Source organism: Methylobacterium sp. UNC378MF, assembly GCF_900103195.1.
In the GTDB taxonomy this organism is placed as follows: Bacteria; Pseudomonadota; Alphaproteobacteria; order Rhizobiales; family Beijerinckiaceae; genus Methylobacterium.
In genome coordinates, this window is record NZ_FMWU01000013.1 from 172,902 (window position 1) to 188,973 (window position 16,072).

Consider the following 16,072-nt stretch of genomic DNA (forward strand, 5'->3'; position numbering starts at 1 on the left):
CTCCGGGGCGCCCGCCGTTTTCGTATCCGCGTTCCGCCGGCGGCCGCCTCACGCGCCGCTTGCGCGCTCCTGCGGACAGGACTCCGCCAGGGCCCGGGCAACCTCGAGAAGCAGGAGATCGATGGCGGCCCGCAGCAGCGGGTCTCCGACCGTGTCGACGAGTTCGCGGACCCGCAGCCACTGCGCGGCGAGCGCGTCCAGCGCGTTATCCTTGCGGTCGAAGATCATGGTCAGGCCGCCAGGTAAGCGGGTTCGGAGATCAGGATCGAGCGCGGCGTAGCGATCCGCGTTGGCGGGGGTGGCGATTTGGATCACGAAGAAATCTCACGTTGACAAGGCGTGGGTTGTCTTCGTTCCGCGAGGGCCCGGATACTGCGAGAAACCGCAGGGTTCCGGCCGGTAAGTCTCCATGTCGACAGGTACTTGCCGCGATGCGAGCCGTTGCGATCGCCGCGCGCGGACGGGCTGTTCTGCCCCCCTGCCGTCTCTAAGTTGTCGGTCCGGCCCGGAGCGCCTGCGCCACGGCGCTCCAGTCGAACGGCGTCGCGCTGGTGCAGAGCCGGCGGGTCATGGCGGGCATAGCCCTGCGTCACAGACCGGCGGCCCCATCCCTCCGGCATGGTGTTCGCCAGCACGAAGCCAGCCTGCCGCTGCGCCGGAAGGGCGGGTTCCGCGACGATCCCGGCCATGGTGTACGAGCACCCGTAGCGAGCGAAGGCGCCGACAAGCAGGTGCGCGATCTCGTCGGCCGAGGCGGCACGCTCCAGATCGCGCAACACGCTGGAGGTCCGGTCCAACTGCTTCGAATGCGGCGTGCCCGATCTCGAAATTGATGCACGCATTGCGACAAATGATAGGTCGAGCGCAACCTGAGGATGGAATCCTGGACGCTGAAAGGCTAAGGTCGCGCCGGGAAGCTCCACCGTTCGACACGGTCCAGGGGGTGGCGTGCGAGTTTCAGCGGCATGACAGACGACGTGACCCCGCCCACGACACGCTGGCTGCTGGAACGGATCGCAGCCACTCTGAATGTCGGTCCGACCTATTTCCTGCAGGCGGATCGGCTCGCGGAAGCGGATCAGACCGACCGTGAATGCGCGGAGGTCACCGCGCTGTTCCGGGCGATCAGGTCGCCGGCGCGCCGCAACGCCGTGCTGAACCTCCTGCGGGAGATGACCCGCGAATCCTGACGGCTTGCGCACGACCCCCGCAGGGTTCAGCGCCCGGCCTCAGGCCGCCACGAGCAGCGCAGCCCCGGCAACGCCCGAGAGGACCAGGCGCAGACGACCGAGCCAGAGCGGCGCGAGTCCGCGACGGGGCAGATCCTGATCGATCAGCCCCCAGGCGAGCACCAGACCGCCGAGGATGCGCAGATCCCACGGTGCGGGCGCCGCCATCGCGGCCCAGGCCACCAGGGATGGGACAATGGCCACGAGATAATCGCCGTTGCCGCCGTTGCGCGCCGCAGCGGCACCCCAGCGGATCCCGCCCAGGAACGAGGCGATCACGGCTCCATAGGCCGACAGGATGGTGCGCGGCGACAGGCCGATGCTGCTCAGGCCGCCATCGGTACCCGAGACGGCCAGGGCCGCGAAGCCGAGGAAGGGGATGAGCCCGGCAACGCCGAGTACCACGGCGCTGAGCGGGACAGAGTTCCGGTGCGCCATCCATCCTCCGGGCGTCGGCAAGCGTTGGCGACCCACGCGATCCGACCCCCGGTCCGACGCCGCCATGCTGCAGCGTTCCCGCATCGCCGCACGGTGGTCAAGGTCGAAGCCGCGGTGGGCCCAGGTGCCGGACCGGCCTCAGCCCCGACGCGGCGGGGCGGCGGCCGGCACGGCGCTGGGCAGCGGCGCGCCGAGCAGGGACATCGGGGCCGTGACGGTGGCCTTCGGCGCGGGTGGCTCGTTGACCGCCGCGTCAATCTTTCGCGGCTTGAAGTTCGCCGCGAGGCTCTTGGCGCTGGCGAGATCGGCGGGGCTCAGCTTGTTGGCCACGTCGTCGCGCTTCTTCCCGGCATCGTCATCGCCCTGGCTCGCGGCAGCCGAGAACCACGCGTAGGACTGAACGAGATCCTGCGTCAGGCCGAGGCCCCGCGCGTAGAGGACGCCAAGATTGTACTGGCTGTCACGGACGCCGAATTCGGCGCCCTGGCGGAACCACGAAGCCGCGGACGCAAAGTCCGGCTTGCCGTTCGCGCCGGGATTCTCGGCGTAGAGCACCGCCAGATTGTGCATGGAGCGGGCATGACCCTGCTCGGCGGCCCGGCCGTACCACAGCTTCGCCTTGTCGAGGTCGCGGACGAGGCCCGAACCCTTCTCGTAATGGCCCGCGAGCTTGTACTGGGCCGGGGCGTAGCCGGCAGAGGCCAACTTCTCGTAGAGCTTGGCCGCGACCGAGAGGTCGCGCGGCATGCCGCGGCCGTCGGCTTCCCGGGTGGCGAGGTCCCAGATCGCCGTGCCGTCGCCGTCCAGCGCGGCGAGCTTCACCTTGGCCAGAGCCGGAGGCAGGTTGGCGAGATCGGCCTGCAGGCTGTTCATCCCGGAGACCTGGGGCACCGCCGGCTTGGCGTCGGGACGGGCCTCGGCGGGCGCGGGATTGGGCAGGGCCTGCGTCGTGGTCGGATCGGACACGGCCGGCTTCGCCTCCGTGACATCCTTGCCCGCCTCCTTCGGAGCTGGCTTCTGGACATCCGCGGCATCGTCGCGGGATGGCGCACTCTGGCTCGTCGGAGGTGCCGCCCGCGGCTCGTCCGCGCCGCGCATGGTGATTGCCTGGAGCGCGCCCAATGCCAGCACGATGGCGGCGAGCCCGAGCAGCAGCGGCCGGCGGCGGCGATCGATCTCGGCGCGCAGCCGACCGAGGCGCCCGGTCGTCGCCCCTGGAACCGCCGCGGCCCGATCCCCCCGCGCCTCACGGCGCTCCGCCGGAGCTTCGGCGGCGAGTTCCGCCTGCGCGGCCTGGGCAGCACGGCGCGCGGCGGCGATGAAGCTGGTCTTGATGTCGTTCTCGGACTTCGGCTCGACCGCGGTCCGTGCAGCGGCGACGTCGCCGGGACGCTCCTGCGCCGGCCGGCGGGCGGACGGCTCCCGGACCGTGCGCGGCTCGCGCGTGGGCCGGCCGCTGCCGGGCTCCAGCAGGTCGTCGAGGCGCGCAGCCTCGACGCCGTCGCGTCGCGGCTTGGCGCGCGCTCCGGCGGGGACGAGGGGCACCTCCTGGCTCGTCGACGACATCAGGCGCTCGTCGAGGGACGGAGCCCGCGTCGAAGCCGCCTCGGCCGGGCCGAGCCGGACGAGGAGGCGCTCGAGCGCCGACTGAACCCCGTCGAGGGTTGCGCCGAGCCGCTGATCGGACGCGACCTGACGGGCCTGCATGTCCGCCAAGCTGGCGCGCAGGAGACCGATCTCGCCGGTTTCGGCCGTGCCGAGGCCGGTAGTCTGGAGGGTCTGAGCCACCGCGTTGCGGGCGGCGCGCTCCACGACGGCCTCGCTCGGCGCGGAGTCCCGAAGCGCCGTCACCTGCCGCAGCAGGTCGCCCATGGTCCGTTCCAGACCGGCCAGGGCCGGATCGGCGCTGTGCGGGGCATCGAGGCGGCCGGCCAGCGAGACGACCTGCCGCTCCAAGGCGTCGAGGCCCTCGTGCTCGGACCGGGTGCCGACTTGGTCGACCTTCTCGGCGAGGCTGCGCAGCATGGCGTGAATGGAGGCCATGTCGCCCGAACGAGCGATGTTCGCGTCGCCCGCACGCTCGGACCAGTCGTCGCGCGCGCAGAGCACGTCGACCTTCTCGGCGAGCGACTGGATCTGCTCCGCCAGCGCAGCGGGCGCAGCGATCTTCACGTCGCTGCGGATCTCCTCGAGGATCGGCCGCAGGTCCGGACCCGCACCCATGCGCTGAAGCTGCGCGATCTGCGCGCTCACTGCCTGGAGGCTCTGCGCGAGGCCCTGGATCCGCTCCGGGCCGGCGAGCGCGCCGATCTGGCGGCGGATCTCCTCAAGCTCGGCGAACAGGCCGGCGAGGGTGTGATCGTCCGCATCGGCGGCGCGCGTCGCCGCCGCCGAGTCGAGGCGCTCGGCCAGACGGCGGACATCCTCGGCGACGCGGCTGTGGACGTTCTCCGCCACCTCCTCGGCCAGGCGCTCGACCTGGGCCCGGACCTGCTCGATCGGGACTGCGATGGCGGTGAGATCGGTGCCCGCCTGCGCCCGCTCGATGCCGCTCGCCAGGGAGACGACGGCCTGCTCGAGGGCGCCGATGTCCCGGCTCGTCGCCAGCTGGTTGATCGCCTCGCGCAGGCGCGTGGTCTCCTGCTGAAGCTCGATCAGGGCGGCCGACGGCGCGACGCCCTCCTCGATGCGCGCCTCGAGGCGGCGGGCGAGGTCCAGGCGCATGCTGGCGACGACGCCGCCGTCGGCCGACACCGCGCCGGTGCCCGGCTCGCCGGCCTCCGCCAATTCGCGCTGGCGCTGACGGATATCCTGGACCGCGCTGCGGATATCGGCTGCGGCGGGGCGCGCGCGGCGGCCGGGCTGGCGTGTCGCGGCGACCTGATCGCCGAGCTGGGACATGCGGCGCTCGATATCGCCGAGCCGCTCGGTCACCTGCTGGACGGGGGCGGCCTTCAGGGCCCGCTCGATCCGCGCCTCGATCTCGGCGAGCCGCCGCGCCTCGGCCTCCTGCGCGGCGCGCCGCTCGTGGTCGAGGGCGCGGTCGAGCCCGTCCAGGCGGTCCATCAAAGCGGCGATGCCCTGGCCGTAACCGTCGGCGCGGGGTGGGGGAGCATGCGCCGGATGGTCGGATCCCGAGGCCACCGGCGCGGAGCGCTCGGCCGTGGATTCGAGCCGGGCACCGCCGTGGGCGAGCTGCTCGGCGCGGTGACGACGGCGATGGCGGCGATTCCCCGGGGCGGCCGATTGCTGCTGCGGCATCACCGACGCGATCCAGGTCTCGAGCGGGACGCCCGCCCGCGCCGCCACGTCACGGGCCGCATCGAGCACCTCGGGATCGAAACTGTCGAGCTGCGGCATCGCGTTGCGGGTCATCGGTGGCCTGTCGTCGGCAGCGTTCGGCGTCCGCGTCCTCTGCGCAGAGCGGAACCGGAATTCGGTATCCGCGAACGCACGCGTCGGATCGTTCGAGCGTGACCATTAACTTTCTTGGTAAACACGAAGTTAAGGTTTGATTGCCTCGGTAATGGCTGCGGCCGGGGCGCGGCGTGAAACACCCGAGCGTGTCGCGTGCTCGCAGGGCGGAGCCGTTGCTCCGGAGGCAGCGTCGCGTTTACATGCAGCCAACGCAGCGGGCCGATCCGAGAGGCACGCGCAACACGGGGGAAGCCAGAGATGCCGCAGTATCGCGCTCCGGTTGAGGACACGCTGTTCTTGCTCACCGATGTCCTCGGATTCCATGCCCGGGACAATCTGGCCGGGTTCGCCGATGCCTCGCCCGACGTGGTCGAGGCGGTTCTGCGCGAGGGCGCGAAGCTCGCCGAGGAGGTTCTCGCTCCGCTCAACCGGACGGGCGATATCGAGGGCTGCCGCCGTGAGGCCGACGGTTCGGTGCGTACGCCCACCGGCTTCAAGGCTGCCTACGACACCTATGCCGGCGGCGGCTGGATGGGCCTGTCGGTGCCCGAGGCCTATGGCGGCCAGGGCCTGCCCCACACGCTGAATACGGCGATCCAGGAATTCGCCTCGGGCGCGAACCTCGCCTTCGGCATGTATCCCGGCCTGACGCAGGGCGCGATGGCGGCGCTGCTGGTCCACGGCACGGAGGAGCAGAAGGCGCTCTACCTGCCCAAGATGGTCGAGGGCGCCTGGACCGGCACCATGAACCTCACGGAGCCGCATTGCGGCACGGATCTCGGGCTGCTCAAGACAAGGGCCGTGCCGAACGGCGACGGCTCCTACAGCATCACCGGCACCAAGATCTTCATCTCGGCCGGGGAGCACGACCTCGCCGCCAACATCGTTCATCTCGTCCTGGCGCGGATCGAGGGCGCGCCCGCGGGCACCAAGGGCATCTCGCTCTTCGTGGTGCCGAAGGTTCTGGTGAATGCCGACGGCTCCCTCGGCGCGCGCAACGGCGTGTCCTGCGGCTCCCTCGAGCACAAGATGGGCATCCACGGCAACGCCACCTGCGTGATGAACTACGACGGGGCGACCGGCTGGCTCGTGGGCCAGGAGAATCGAGGCCTCAACGCCATGTTCGTGATGATGAACGAGGCGCGGCTCGCCGTGGGCGTCCAGGGGCTCGGCCAGTCCGAGGTCGCCTACCAGAACGCCGCCGCCTACGCGAAGGACCGCCTGCAGGGTCGGGCTCTGACCGGCGTTAAGGCGCCCGACAAGGCCGCCGATCCGATCATCGTCCATCCGGACGTACGGCGCACGCTGTTGCAGATTCGCGCCTTCAACGAGGCGGCCCGCGCCCTGATGCTCTGGACCGCGCTCCAGGCCGACATCCTGCACCGCTCGGAGGACGCGAAGGAGCGCCAGACGGCGGACGACCATCTCGGCCTGCTCACGCCGGTGGTGAAGGGCGTGCTCACCGACAAGGGCTTCGCCAACGCGGTCGAGGCGCAGCAACTGCTCGGCGGCCACGGCTACATCGAGGAATGGGGCATGTCGCAGTTCGTGCGCGATGCCCGCATCGCCATGATCTACGAGGGCGCCAACGGCATCCAGGCGATGGACCTGATCGGCCGCAAGCTGCCGAAGGACGGCGGCCGGGCGATGATGACCTTCCTGGGCGAGGTCCAGACCTTCCTGAAGGACCACGGCGAGGATCCCGCCATGGCGCCGTTCACCAAGCCGCTCCAGGCCGGGCTGAACGATCTCCAGGGGGCCGTGATGTGGCTGATGCAGAACGCCTTCAGCAAGCCCGACAATGCCGGGGCCGGCGCCACCGACTTCATGCACCTCTTCGGCCTCGTGGCCCTGGGCTACATGTGGGCGCGGATCGCGAAGGCGGCGCTGGCGAAGCACGCCGAGGCGCCCTCCCCCCGCTGGGAGTCGAAGCTGACGAGTGGCAGGTTCTTCATGGAGCGGATGCTGCCGGAGACCGCCCTCCGCCTGACCCGCATCAAGGCCGGGGCCGAGAGCACCATGGCGCTGGAGGCTGAGGCCTTCTGAGAGGGCCGCCGTTCAACGTCCTCACCGCGCCATCGTCTTTGCGAGCGAAGCGAAGCTATCCAAGAACGCGACGCTGATCCAGGGCGCGCTACCCGGGGTCACTTCGCTGGGCTCGCAACGATTGCGGAATTGCACGGCGGAGCGAAAATCCGTCAGCCGGCGAGCGCGGCGTCGAGATCCTCGATCAGGTCCGCCGGATCCTCCAGGCCGATCGAGAGACGCACCACTTCCGGTCCCGCGCCCGCGGCTGTCTTCTGCGCGTCGGTGAGCTGGCGGTGCGTGGTCGAGGCCGGGTGGATGATCAGCGAGCGGGTGTCGCCGATATTGGCGAGGTGCGAGAACAGCTGGAGGTTCGAGACGAGCTTCACGCCCGCCTCGTAGCCGCCCTTCAGACCGAAGGTGAACACGGCACCGGCGCCGTTCGGCGTGTAGCGCTTGGCCAGCGCGTGGTACCGGTCGGTCTCCAGGCCCGGATAACTGACCCACGATACGGATTCGTGGCGGGACAGGTGGGTGGCCACCGTCAGCGCGTTGTCGGAATGGCGCTGCATGCGCAGCGGCAGCGTCTCGATGCCGGTGAGGATCAGGAAGGCGTTGAACGGCGACAGGGCCGGCCCGAGATCGCGCAGGCCAAGGACCCGGCAGGCGATGGCGAAGCCGAAATTGCCGAAGGTCTCGGCCAGAACCATGCCGGAATATTCCGGGCGCGGCTGGCTCATCATCGGGTAGCGGGCATCCCCCGCCCACTGGAACGAGCCGCCGTCGACGATCAGGCCGCCGATCGAGTTGCCGTGGCCGCCGAGGAACTTGGTGGCCGAGTGCACCACGATGTCGGCGCCGTGCTCGAAGGGCCGGATCAGGTACGGCGTCGCCATGGTGTTGTCGACGACGAGCGGGATGTTGTGCTTCTTGGCAATCTGCGAGAGGGCCGCGAGGTCGGTGATGACGCCGCCGGGATTGGCGATCGATTCGCAGAAGATCGCCTTGGTGCGCGGCGTGATCGCCGCCTCGAAGGAGGCGGGATCGTCGTTGTCGGCCCAGGCCACCGACCAGCCGAAATTCTTGTACGAGTGATTGAACTGGTTGATCGAGCCGCCGTAGAGCTTGTTCGAGGCCACGAACTCGTCGCCCGGCTGCATCAGGGCGTGCATGGTCAGGAACTCGGCCGCGTGGCCGGAGGCGACCGCGAGGGCGGCGGTTCCGCCTTCGAGCGCGGCGATGCGCTCCTCCAGCACGGCGTTCGTCGGGTTGGTGATCCGCGTGTAGATGTTGCCGAAGGCCTGGAGCCCGAACAGCGACGCGGCGTGGTCGACGTCGTCGAACACGAAGCTGGTGGTCTGGTAGATCGGCGTGGCCCGCGCGCCCGTGGCTGCGTCGGGGGCGGCGCCCGCGTGGATCGCCAGCGTGTTGAAGCCGGGCAGGCGGTCGGACATCGTCGGGTCTCCTCAGAGCACCCGAGCCTGTACGCCCGCCCGGGAGTTCGGCGCAAGACGTCCTGCGGCAAGACGGCGGGGCTACGCCTCCGGCTGATGGCAGAGATCGATATGCGGCTGGCCCGCATCGACCAGAGCGCGGTCCACCGCCTCGATGGCGAGCAGAGTCCGGGTCAGGTCCTCGGCCATGGAGATCGGCGCCACGTCGAGGCCACCCAACCGCCGGGCGATGGCGTTCCTCTGCCGTGCCAGGGCGGCACGGGCCCGGTTCAGGTCCTCGATCTCGTCAACGGTCATCCGCGCTCCCTCTCCATTGGCGCCCGGTGCCTCGATCAACCGCCCGGCGTCCAGTCGATGTTCGGCCGCTGGGCCAGCATGCGCTCGAAGTAGTTGGCCACGGCCTGCGCCCCGTCCGTGTGCATCATCGCGACGGGATGCGCGAGATAGGCGCGGGCGAGATCGGCAGGAATTCGGCCGGCCTGGAATGCGCTCAGCACCTCGTCGATGAAGGCGTCATTCGCCTCGTTGAAGTCGCTCGACAGCTTCTTACGGTCGTTGAGGGCCTTGATCGGCATGCGGCATCCTTGGAAAGGCGCAAAGCGCGTCCGCGCTCATACGACTCCGTAACCCTTCACGCACGGCCCGGGGAGCGGATTTCCACGCTCGGACGTTAACGGGACATGTCAATCGAAACATTGCGCTCCCATACGGTCGAGATCGTTCCGTGCCTGAACGATCCCCGATGTTTCCGCTGGATCATCCGCAATCGCGGCGGGGCGGTGGTGGAGCACTCTCCCTACGCGTTCGTAACGCAGAACGGCGCGCGCATTTCCGGCGAATGCTGGATGCGCGAGCTTTTCAGCGACGGAAAGGCCCCCTAAGCTCAACCTGGTTGGGAAGCGGTCGGGTCCGCCTTGCGGAACCGGTGGTGGCCGGAGGCGCTGCGCCCGACCCCGACGCCCTGCGCAAGGCTCCGTCACGCTCTGACCGGCTCGCCGTACCGAACTGGTTTCTGCGGCTGCGCGGGCCTCAAACCAGGAACATCCAAGACAACCTTGCCGATAGCTTGAACGCATAAGGCAACGGTTAAGCATCGCTCCGTCGGGCATTATTCTTTGTCAGAACTTTAATCATGGGTACCCAATATCCGACCGACTCGAATTTGGATCAGGGTGCGGATGATGCTGAGCGGCGACGGGACATTCCGGGACGACGATGCCGCGTCGCAGATGGGCTCGGTGACGTCCGTCGAGGGATCGAAGGTTCATCTGGAACTCATCGTGCGGGACGGGCGTCCCAAAGTGCGGGTCACCGTCGGCAATCTGGTCCGCATCCGGGCGGGCGACGCCGTCCTTGTCGGCATTGTCACGACCTTATCCTCGGGCACCGAGCCCGGGCGACAGCCGGGCGCCTATGCGAGCCTCGATCTGCTGGGCGAGATCGTCGCGGCGCAGGGCGGACATCGCTTCAGCCGCGGCGTAACCTGCTATCCGGCGATCGGCGACACCGTCGGATTGCTGTCGGCCGCGGATCTCCGGATCGTCCACCACGTGTCGGCGGCCAACACGGCCGCCGTGGGCGCTCTATACCAAGACCCGGACACCCCAGCCTGCATCAAGATCGATGACCTGCTCTCGAAGCACTTCGCGGTGCTGGGCACCACCGGCGTCGGCAAGTCGAGCGGCGTGACCGTCATTCTGGATGAGGTGATGCGCGCCAAGCCGGCGGTGCGCATCTTCCTGCTGGACGTCCACAATGAATACGCCGCCAGCTTCGGTGACCGCGCGAGCGTGATCAACCCGCGCAGCCTGAAGCTTCCGTTCTGGCTGTTCAACCTCGAGGAGATCGCCGACGTCGTTTACGGCGGACGGCCGGCCGTGGACGAGGAGATCGAGATCCTCGCCGAGGTGATCCCCCTCGCGAAGAGCAAGTACGCGCAGTACAAGGAAGCGAGCGATCGGCAGATCGTGAAGCGGACGTTCGGCAAAGGTGCCGGCTACACGATCGACACGCCGGTCCCCTACATGTTGCAGGACCTGCTCGCGCTCATCGACGAGCGGATGGGGCGGCTCGAGAACCGCGTTTCGCGGATGCACTATCACCGGCTGATCACCCGGATCGAGGCGATCCGGAACGATCCCCGGCACGGCTTCATGTTCGACAACGCCAATGTGGGCGGCGACATGATGGGCGAGATCCTGGCGCACCTGTTCCGGCTCGATCCGGACGGGCGGCCGATGACGATCATGCAGCTCGCCGGCCTGCCGATGGAGGTCGTAGATGCGGTCGTCTGTGTCCTGTGCCGGCTCGCCTTCGAGTTCGGCGTCTGGAGCGAGGGCGCGGTCCCCCTGCTGTTCGTCTGCGAGGAAGCTCACCGCTTTGCCTCGGCGGATCGTTCGGTCGGCTTCACGCCGACGCGTCGCGCCCTGTCGCGGATCGCCCGCGAGGGCCGGAAACACGGCGTCCATCTCGGCCTGGTCACGCAGCGTCCGGCCGAACTCGACGCGACGATCATGTCGCAATGCAGTACCCTGTTCGCCATGCGGATGACCAATGCCCGCGACCAGGCCTTCCTGGCGGCGGCTGTGTCCGATGCTGCCAATCTGCTCACCTTCGTGCCGTCGCTGGGCACGGGCGAAGTCATCGCCTTCGGCGAGGGCGTCCCGATTCCGGCCCGGATGACCTTCCGTCCGCTTCCGTCGGCGCGTCACCCGCGCAACGATGTGAGCGGTCGCGCAGGCGAGGACGGCGCGGCGATCGCCGGCGCGGCCTTCGTGGGCGCTGTCGTCGAGCGCTGGCGGGGCGCCACCATGAACAAGGCCATGGGACACGACGCCGAGCCGGCCGCCGCGCGTCTCGGCCGCGAGACGGGCCCGGAGGGTCTGCACGGCGCCGCACTCGACCAGGTGCATCGCCGTCTGCTGCGCCGCCCACTCGAGGCCGGCGACACCGCCACGCAGACCAGTGCCCAAGCTGCCAAGCCGCTCTGGCAGCAGGGCGGGGCATGAGCGAACCCGTTTTCCCGGAGCCCGCGACCCTGCTCGAAGCGGCCATACAGGCCCTTCCCGTGGGCGTCGTGGTCCATGATCGGCATGGCCACTGCATCCTGGCCAATGCCGCCGCGCGTCGCCTCGGCGACAAGGCCATTCATGCGCGTCCCGCCGCAGCTGCCAGCGAACGGGACGTCACGAATGTCGAGCTCATCGACGATCGGATGGTCGAGACGCAGACGCAGCCGGTGCTGGAGGGCCGGACCGGCTTGACGCTGACAACCCTGACCGACGTCACGCACCATCATCGGATTCAGCGGGAGCTGCTCACCAAGGCCTTCATCGACGCCCTGACCGGGCTTCCGAACCGGACGATGTTCGAGCAGAGCATCGCGGATGTTCTGGCGGGATCCGCACCGGGGGATCAGTTCGCCCTGGCCTTCATCGATCTCGACAACTTCAAGCACATCAACGACTACTACAGCCACGCCGCGGGTGACGCGCTTTTGCGCAAGGTGTCCGACCGGATCGGCGGCGCGCTGCGTCAGACCGACCTTCTGGCGCGCATCGGCGGCGACGAGTTCGTGCTCCTGCTTGCCCCCATTGCCGACGCGGATGAGGCGCTCGCGGCGGTGCGCTCCATCTCGGAGCGCCTGAAGCAGCCGTTCTTCATCGACGGGCACGAGATCTTCGCCTCCGCCTCCATCGGCCTCAGCCTGTTTCCGGAGCATGGCGACACCTACGAGACCCTGGCCCGACAGGCCGACAACGCGATGTACCGGGTGAAGGGCGAGTTGAAGGGTGGCGTCAGCCTGTTCGACGACGCGATGAGCCAAGCCGCAACGGCCCGCATGGCCGTGGAGCAACGCCTTCGCCTGGCGATCCGCGACCGCTGCTTCTGCTGCGCCTTCCAGCCGAAGGTCGACATGCGCAGCCATGCGGTCACCGGCGTCGAGGTTCTTCTGCGCTGGCGGGATGAGCTGGGCATGATCCAGGCGCCCGGCGAATTCATCGCCCTCGCCATCGAACTGGGGCTGATCAACGAGATCACCCTCCAGCTCCTGACCGAGACTGTGCGGGCGATGCCCGATATCGATGAGGTGTTCGGCCCGGGCGTCACCGTGAGCCTCAACATCGCCGCCAAGCAGGCCTGCGATGTGCCGTTCATGACCGAGTTCTGCGCGGCGCTCGGCGAGACCGGCCTTGCGGAGCGCTTCGTGCTGGAACTGACCGAGGAGGCCTTCTTCACCACGGGCCACTTCCAGCGCGAGGTTCTGCCGAAAATCCGGGCGATCGGCGCGCGGGTCTCGATCGACGATTTCGGCGTCGGCTACTCGTCTCTGGCGGCACTGGCGGACATCACCGCGGACGAGCTGAAGATCGACCGCTCGTTCATCACCGACATCGACAAGCGGCCGCGCAGCCAGATCGTCCTGAAGGCGATCGAGTCCCTCGGTGCGGCGCTCGGCATGACGGTGGTGGCCGAAGGTGTCGAGACCTTCGAGGAGGTCGCCTACCTGCTCGGCGCGACGCAGATCCGCTGCGCGCAGGGCTACTACTTCGCCCGCCCCCTCTTGCTCGACCAGATCCGCCAGGCCGAGCCGCGCGTGCCCGGGTCGCGCGTCCCCGCCACGCGGAGCCGTGCCTCGGAGTTGCGGATATCCAGCCAGCTTCGGCGCGCCTGAAGACCGTCCGGCGCGCCGGGCAGCCTGACCCGCCCGCCCTCCGTGGAGCCTTGTGCGACCAGCAGCGGTCGCCGCACGCCCGCTGCGCCGGCGGTCATGGCGCCGATCATCGTTTCGTCGGCTGAGCGGCGCACCTCGACCGGGTGCCGCACGCCGTGAGCGAGGGGTGTCGCGATGCCGAGGTCGAAGCCGTGGCGGCCGTCGCCCACCCTCACCGCCGCGATGTCGGCCCGCTACCCCGCCACCGTCCATGCGGAGCGCGCACCGAGCCGGCCACGCCCGCACGGGACCCGAACGCGCCGGCGCGGATCACGCGCCGGCCCACCGGGCAGGTGTTCACAATCGTCACGCTGCTGGCCGCACGGCTCCCGGCCCGCCAGCGGAGACGCGCTGCGGCCGCTGCGTCGTATCCCAAACCGCGTCCGACCTTCGCCGATGCCCTGGCCGCCGTGCGCTGTGCGATCTGGCGCGAGCGGACTTTGGCGATATCACCGCGCCGACGCGCCAGAACGAAACCCGCTTCCGTTTGCCCGCGCCCTGGACCTATGCCCTCGGCCACGCCGCATGAAGGGCCAAAGTTGAGCTGAGAAACTGCCTACGCTTACGACCGGAATGCGGTCCAAGCGGCCCGGAGCTACCTGTTCCGTGTCAAGGATCCTCGCATCCTTACTGGAACGGCTTCCATTCTACAGTTTAGCTCCCAGCATGTCAGGACAGTAGCAACACTTTGGGCGATAACTTGGCCTGAGGCAGGATCAGCGGCTTAGTCGAACGATAACATCGGCGTCATTGCGAGATAAGCGCGCATATATATTATAGATAGACTCGGAATACACTATCAATTGTATCGGTGCGAGCCGTCTTCCGCGCTGTCCCGTCGTCAGCACGGCGGAATGGAGCACCGTTCGGCTGGCCTCGCCCCGTGCCGGCCGCCTATGCCAAGCCGCGGTGTTCAGCAAAGTCGATCTCAGGCGGTAAGAGAAATTGTTTCTATCAGACCCCACGTTTGAAACGTTATTCTTTATTGCACGGAAATTTTAACAGCACATTCCCTTATTTTTCTGCAAAACTAATTGCATAGGCGAACGATAAGTCTATATAAAGAAAGACATTTGCTCGAAAATTAACAATTTAGGAGGAAAGATACTTCGTCCGGGAGGATTAATCCGAAATGATAGGATCACACTGATGGCCGGAACTGAACCGGATCGCGTCGATGAACGACCCCCTGCTCGGTCCCGGCCTCGGGAAGCCGCATGACCTAGGACCACCCCCGGTCGCATTGTAACGCGGCACACGACAGCGCGCCGTGCTGGGGCGGTCTCAACCAATCTCTACATCCTGAGGTGACCGCGACAGCGGGCCGCTGCGCTCCGGCACCTCCGGATGAGGGATGGGAGGGATAGCCAGCCCGAGGCTTCCCGGTCGTCCGTCGCATTCCGTGCGCGCTGCCATCGCAGGCGGCCCTAAACCTTTGTTGCGACGCGCTGTTTTCGCCGAGCCGGTGTCCCTCACGGCGATGCGCGCTCCCATTGTCCGTTGCCGAGTTCCCAGAGGTATGACGCCCGCATGTCGCGAACCATCCGCTTCAACGCCTTCGACATGAACTGCGTCGGCCACCAGTCGCCGGGCCTGTGGGCCCATCCACGCGACCGGTCATGGCAGTACAAGGATCTGGAATACTGGCAGGATCTCGCGCGTACGCTGGAACGCGGCATCTTCGACGGGATCTTCATCGCCGACGTCGTGGGCTATTACGACGTCTACAAGGGCTCGAACTGGCACGCCCTGCAGCAGGCGGCGCAGATCCCGGTCAACGATCCGCTTCAGCTCGCCGCGCCGATCGCGCTGGCCACCGAGCATCTCGGTATCGGCATCACGGCCTCGACCTCGTTCGAGCATCCCTACACCTTCGCCCGCCGCCTCTCGACCGCCGACCATCACACAAAGGGCCGGGTCGGCTGGAACATCGTCACGTCGTATCTCGAGAGCGGGGCGAAGAACCTCGGCCAGGAGGGTCTGAAGCGCCACGACAACCGCTACGAGGTCGCGGCCGAATACGTTGAGGTGCTCTACAAGCTGTTCGAGGGCAGCTGGGAAGACGGCGCGGTCCTGCGCGACCGCGACCGGCGGATCTTCACCGATCCGGCCAAGGTCCACGAGATCGGCCATCGCGGCCGGCACTTCACGGTGCCGGGCTATCACCTGTGCGAGCCCTCGCCGCAGCGCACGCCGGTGCTGTATCAGGCCGGCGCCTCCGGGCCCGGCAAAGCCTTCGCGGCTGCCCATGCCGAATGCGTGTTCGTGGCCGCCCCGCTCAAGCCGATGCTCAAGGCCTACGTGGCGGATATTCGCGCCCAAGCGCAGGCGGCCGGCCGGTCTGCTCGCGATGTGCTGATCTACAACCTCACCACCGTGATCGTCGCGGAGACCGACGACGCCGCGCAGAAGAAGTTCGAGGAATACCAGTCCTACGCTTCCTACGACGGCGCACTAGTGCACTGACTCAGACGGATGGTTCAGGGGATCGGCTGACGGCGGCGAGGATGTCGGTGGCGGGTTTGGTCCAGACGAAGGGTTTGGCGCTCCGGTTGTGCTCGGCGATGTAGCGTTTGATGGCTGCCTGCAGGTCGACGACGCCGGTGAAGGAGCCTCGCCGCAGCCGACGACGGGTCAGCGCTGAGAAGAAGCCCTCGACCGCGTTGAGCCACGAGGCCGAGGTCGGAGTGAAGTGGAACGTCCAGCGCGGGTGCCGGGCGAGCCAGGCGCGCACCTTCGGATGTTTGTGGGTGGCGACGTTGTCGAGGATCGCGTGGATCGCCTTGCCGGGCGGG

At 68.2% G+C, this 16,072-nt stretch carries 13 protein-coding genes and 1 pseudogene; 6 read left to right on the forward strand and 8 right to left on the reverse strand.

From position 1 onward, the window contains the following. Positions 1-48: 48 nt before the first annotated feature. Together BLT59_RS15580 and BLT59_RS31860 are read right to left on the reverse strand one after the other, a co-directional pair. On the reverse strand, positions 49-315 hold the full coding sequence (locus BLT59_RS15580; protein ID WP_244514007.1) for a hypothetical protein: 267 nt from the start codon (positions 313-315) through the stop codon (positions 49-51). Further along, positions 312-779 carry an autoinducer binding domain-containing protein gene (locus BLT59_RS31860; RefSeq protein WP_244514008.1) on the reverse strand — a complete coding sequence of 156 codons (468 nt, stop codon included), beginning with the start codon at positions 777-779 and terminating at the stop codon, positions 312-314. Before BLT59_RS31860 ends, BLT59_RS15580 begins: the two co-directional genes overlap by 4 nt. Before the next feature lie 186 nt (positions 780-965). Here BLT59_RS31860 and BLT59_RS15590 point away from each other — a divergent pair, with 186 nt between their 5' ends. Further along, positions 966-1,190, forward strand: a complete 225-nt coding sequence (locus tag BLT59_RS15590; protein WP_091781790.1) for a hypothetical protein — start codon at positions 966-968, stop codon at positions 1,188-1,190. 39 nt (positions 1,191-1,229) lie between these two features. On the opposite strand, the gene BLT59_RS15595 is transcribed toward BLT59_RS15590, so the two are convergent. Further along, the gene (locus BLT59_RS15595; RefSeq protein ID WP_091781793.1) at positions 1,230-1,667 is read right to left on the reverse strand and encodes a DUF3429 domain-containing protein; all 438 of its coding nucleotides are present in this window, start codon (positions 1,665-1,667) and stop codon (positions 1,230-1,232) included. Between the two features lie 138 nt (positions 1,668-1,805). Next, on the reverse strand, positions 1,806-5,042 hold the full coding sequence (locus BLT59_RS15600; RefSeq protein ID WP_091781796.1) for an SEL1-like repeat protein: 3,237 nt from the start codon (positions 5,040-5,042) through the stop codon (positions 1,806-1,808). Positions 5,043-5,342: 300 nt separating this feature from the next. Here BLT59_RS15600 and BLT59_RS15605 point away from each other — a divergent pair, with 300 nt between their 5' ends. Beyond that, positions 5,343-7,130, forward strand: coding sequence for an acyl-CoA dehydrogenase C-terminal domain-containing protein (locus BLT59_RS15605; protein ID WP_091781799.1), 1,788 nt, complete (start codon positions 5,343-5,345; stop codon positions 7,128-7,130). 152 nt (positions 7,131-7,282) lie between these two features. Here the strand turns inward: BLT59_RS15605 and BLT59_RS15610 are convergent, their stop codons facing one another. The 3 genes from BLT59_RS15610 to BLT59_RS15620 all read right to left on the reverse strand — a co-directional run bounded on the left by BLT59_RS15610 (position 7,283) and on the right by BLT59_RS15620 (position 9,138). After that, the gene (locus tag BLT59_RS15610; protein ID WP_091781804.1) at positions 7,283-8,563 is read right to left on the reverse strand and encodes an O-acetylhomoserine aminocarboxypropyltransferase; all 1,281 of its coding nucleotides are present in this window, start codon (positions 8,561-8,563) and stop codon (positions 7,283-7,285) included. Positions 8,564-8,644: 81 nt separating this feature from the next. Then, positions 8,645-8,860, reverse strand: a complete 216-nt coding sequence (locus BLT59_RS15615) for a hypothetical protein (RefSeq protein ID WP_091781807.1) — start codon at positions 8,858-8,860, stop codon at positions 8,645-8,647. A gap of 35 nt (positions 8,861-8,895) precedes the next feature. After that, positions 8,896-9,138 carry a hypothetical protein gene (locus BLT59_RS15620; protein WP_091781810.1) on the reverse strand — a complete coding sequence of 81 codons (243 nt, stop codon included), beginning with the start codon at positions 9,136-9,138 and terminating at the stop codon, positions 8,896-8,898. A gap of 105 nt (positions 9,139-9,243) precedes the next feature. Here BLT59_RS15620 and BLT59_RS15625 point away from each other — a divergent pair, with 105 nt between their 5' ends. From BLT59_RS15625 to BLT59_RS15645, 4 genes and pseudogenes are all read left to right on the forward strand, one after another. Continuing rightward, entirely contained in the window at positions 9,244-9,444 is a 201-nt protein-coding gene (locus BLT59_RS15625; RefSeq protein WP_091781813.1) for a hypothetical protein, read from the forward strand. A 300-nt stretch (positions 9,445-9,744) separates the two neighbouring features. Next, positions 9,745-11,571, forward strand: a complete 1,827-nt coding sequence (locus tag BLT59_RS15630; RefSeq protein ID WP_091781890.1) for an ATP-binding protein — start codon at positions 9,745-9,747, stop codon at positions 11,569-11,571. Then, positions 11,568-13,238: a putative bifunctional diguanylate cyclase/phosphodiesterase gene (locus BLT59_RS15635; RefSeq protein WP_091781816.1), complete on the forward strand. Its 1,671-nt coding sequence runs from the start codon at positions 11,568-11,570 to the stop codon at positions 13,236-13,238. Before BLT59_RS15630 ends, BLT59_RS15635 begins: the two co-directional genes overlap by 4 nt. A 1,569-nt stretch (positions 13,239-14,807) precedes the next feature. Then, positions 14,808-15,737 (forward strand): annotated as a pseudogene (locus BLT59_RS15645) (NtaA/DmoA family FMN-dependent monooxygenase); the annotation flags it as partial. A gap of 7 nt (positions 15,738-15,744) precedes the next feature. Here BLT59_RS15645 and BLT59_RS15650 read toward each other — a convergent pair. Beyond that, positions 15,745-16,072: transposase (locus tag BLT59_RS15650; RefSeq protein ID WP_175544025.1), on the reverse strand; the 328-nt coding region annotated here is incomplete at its 5' end.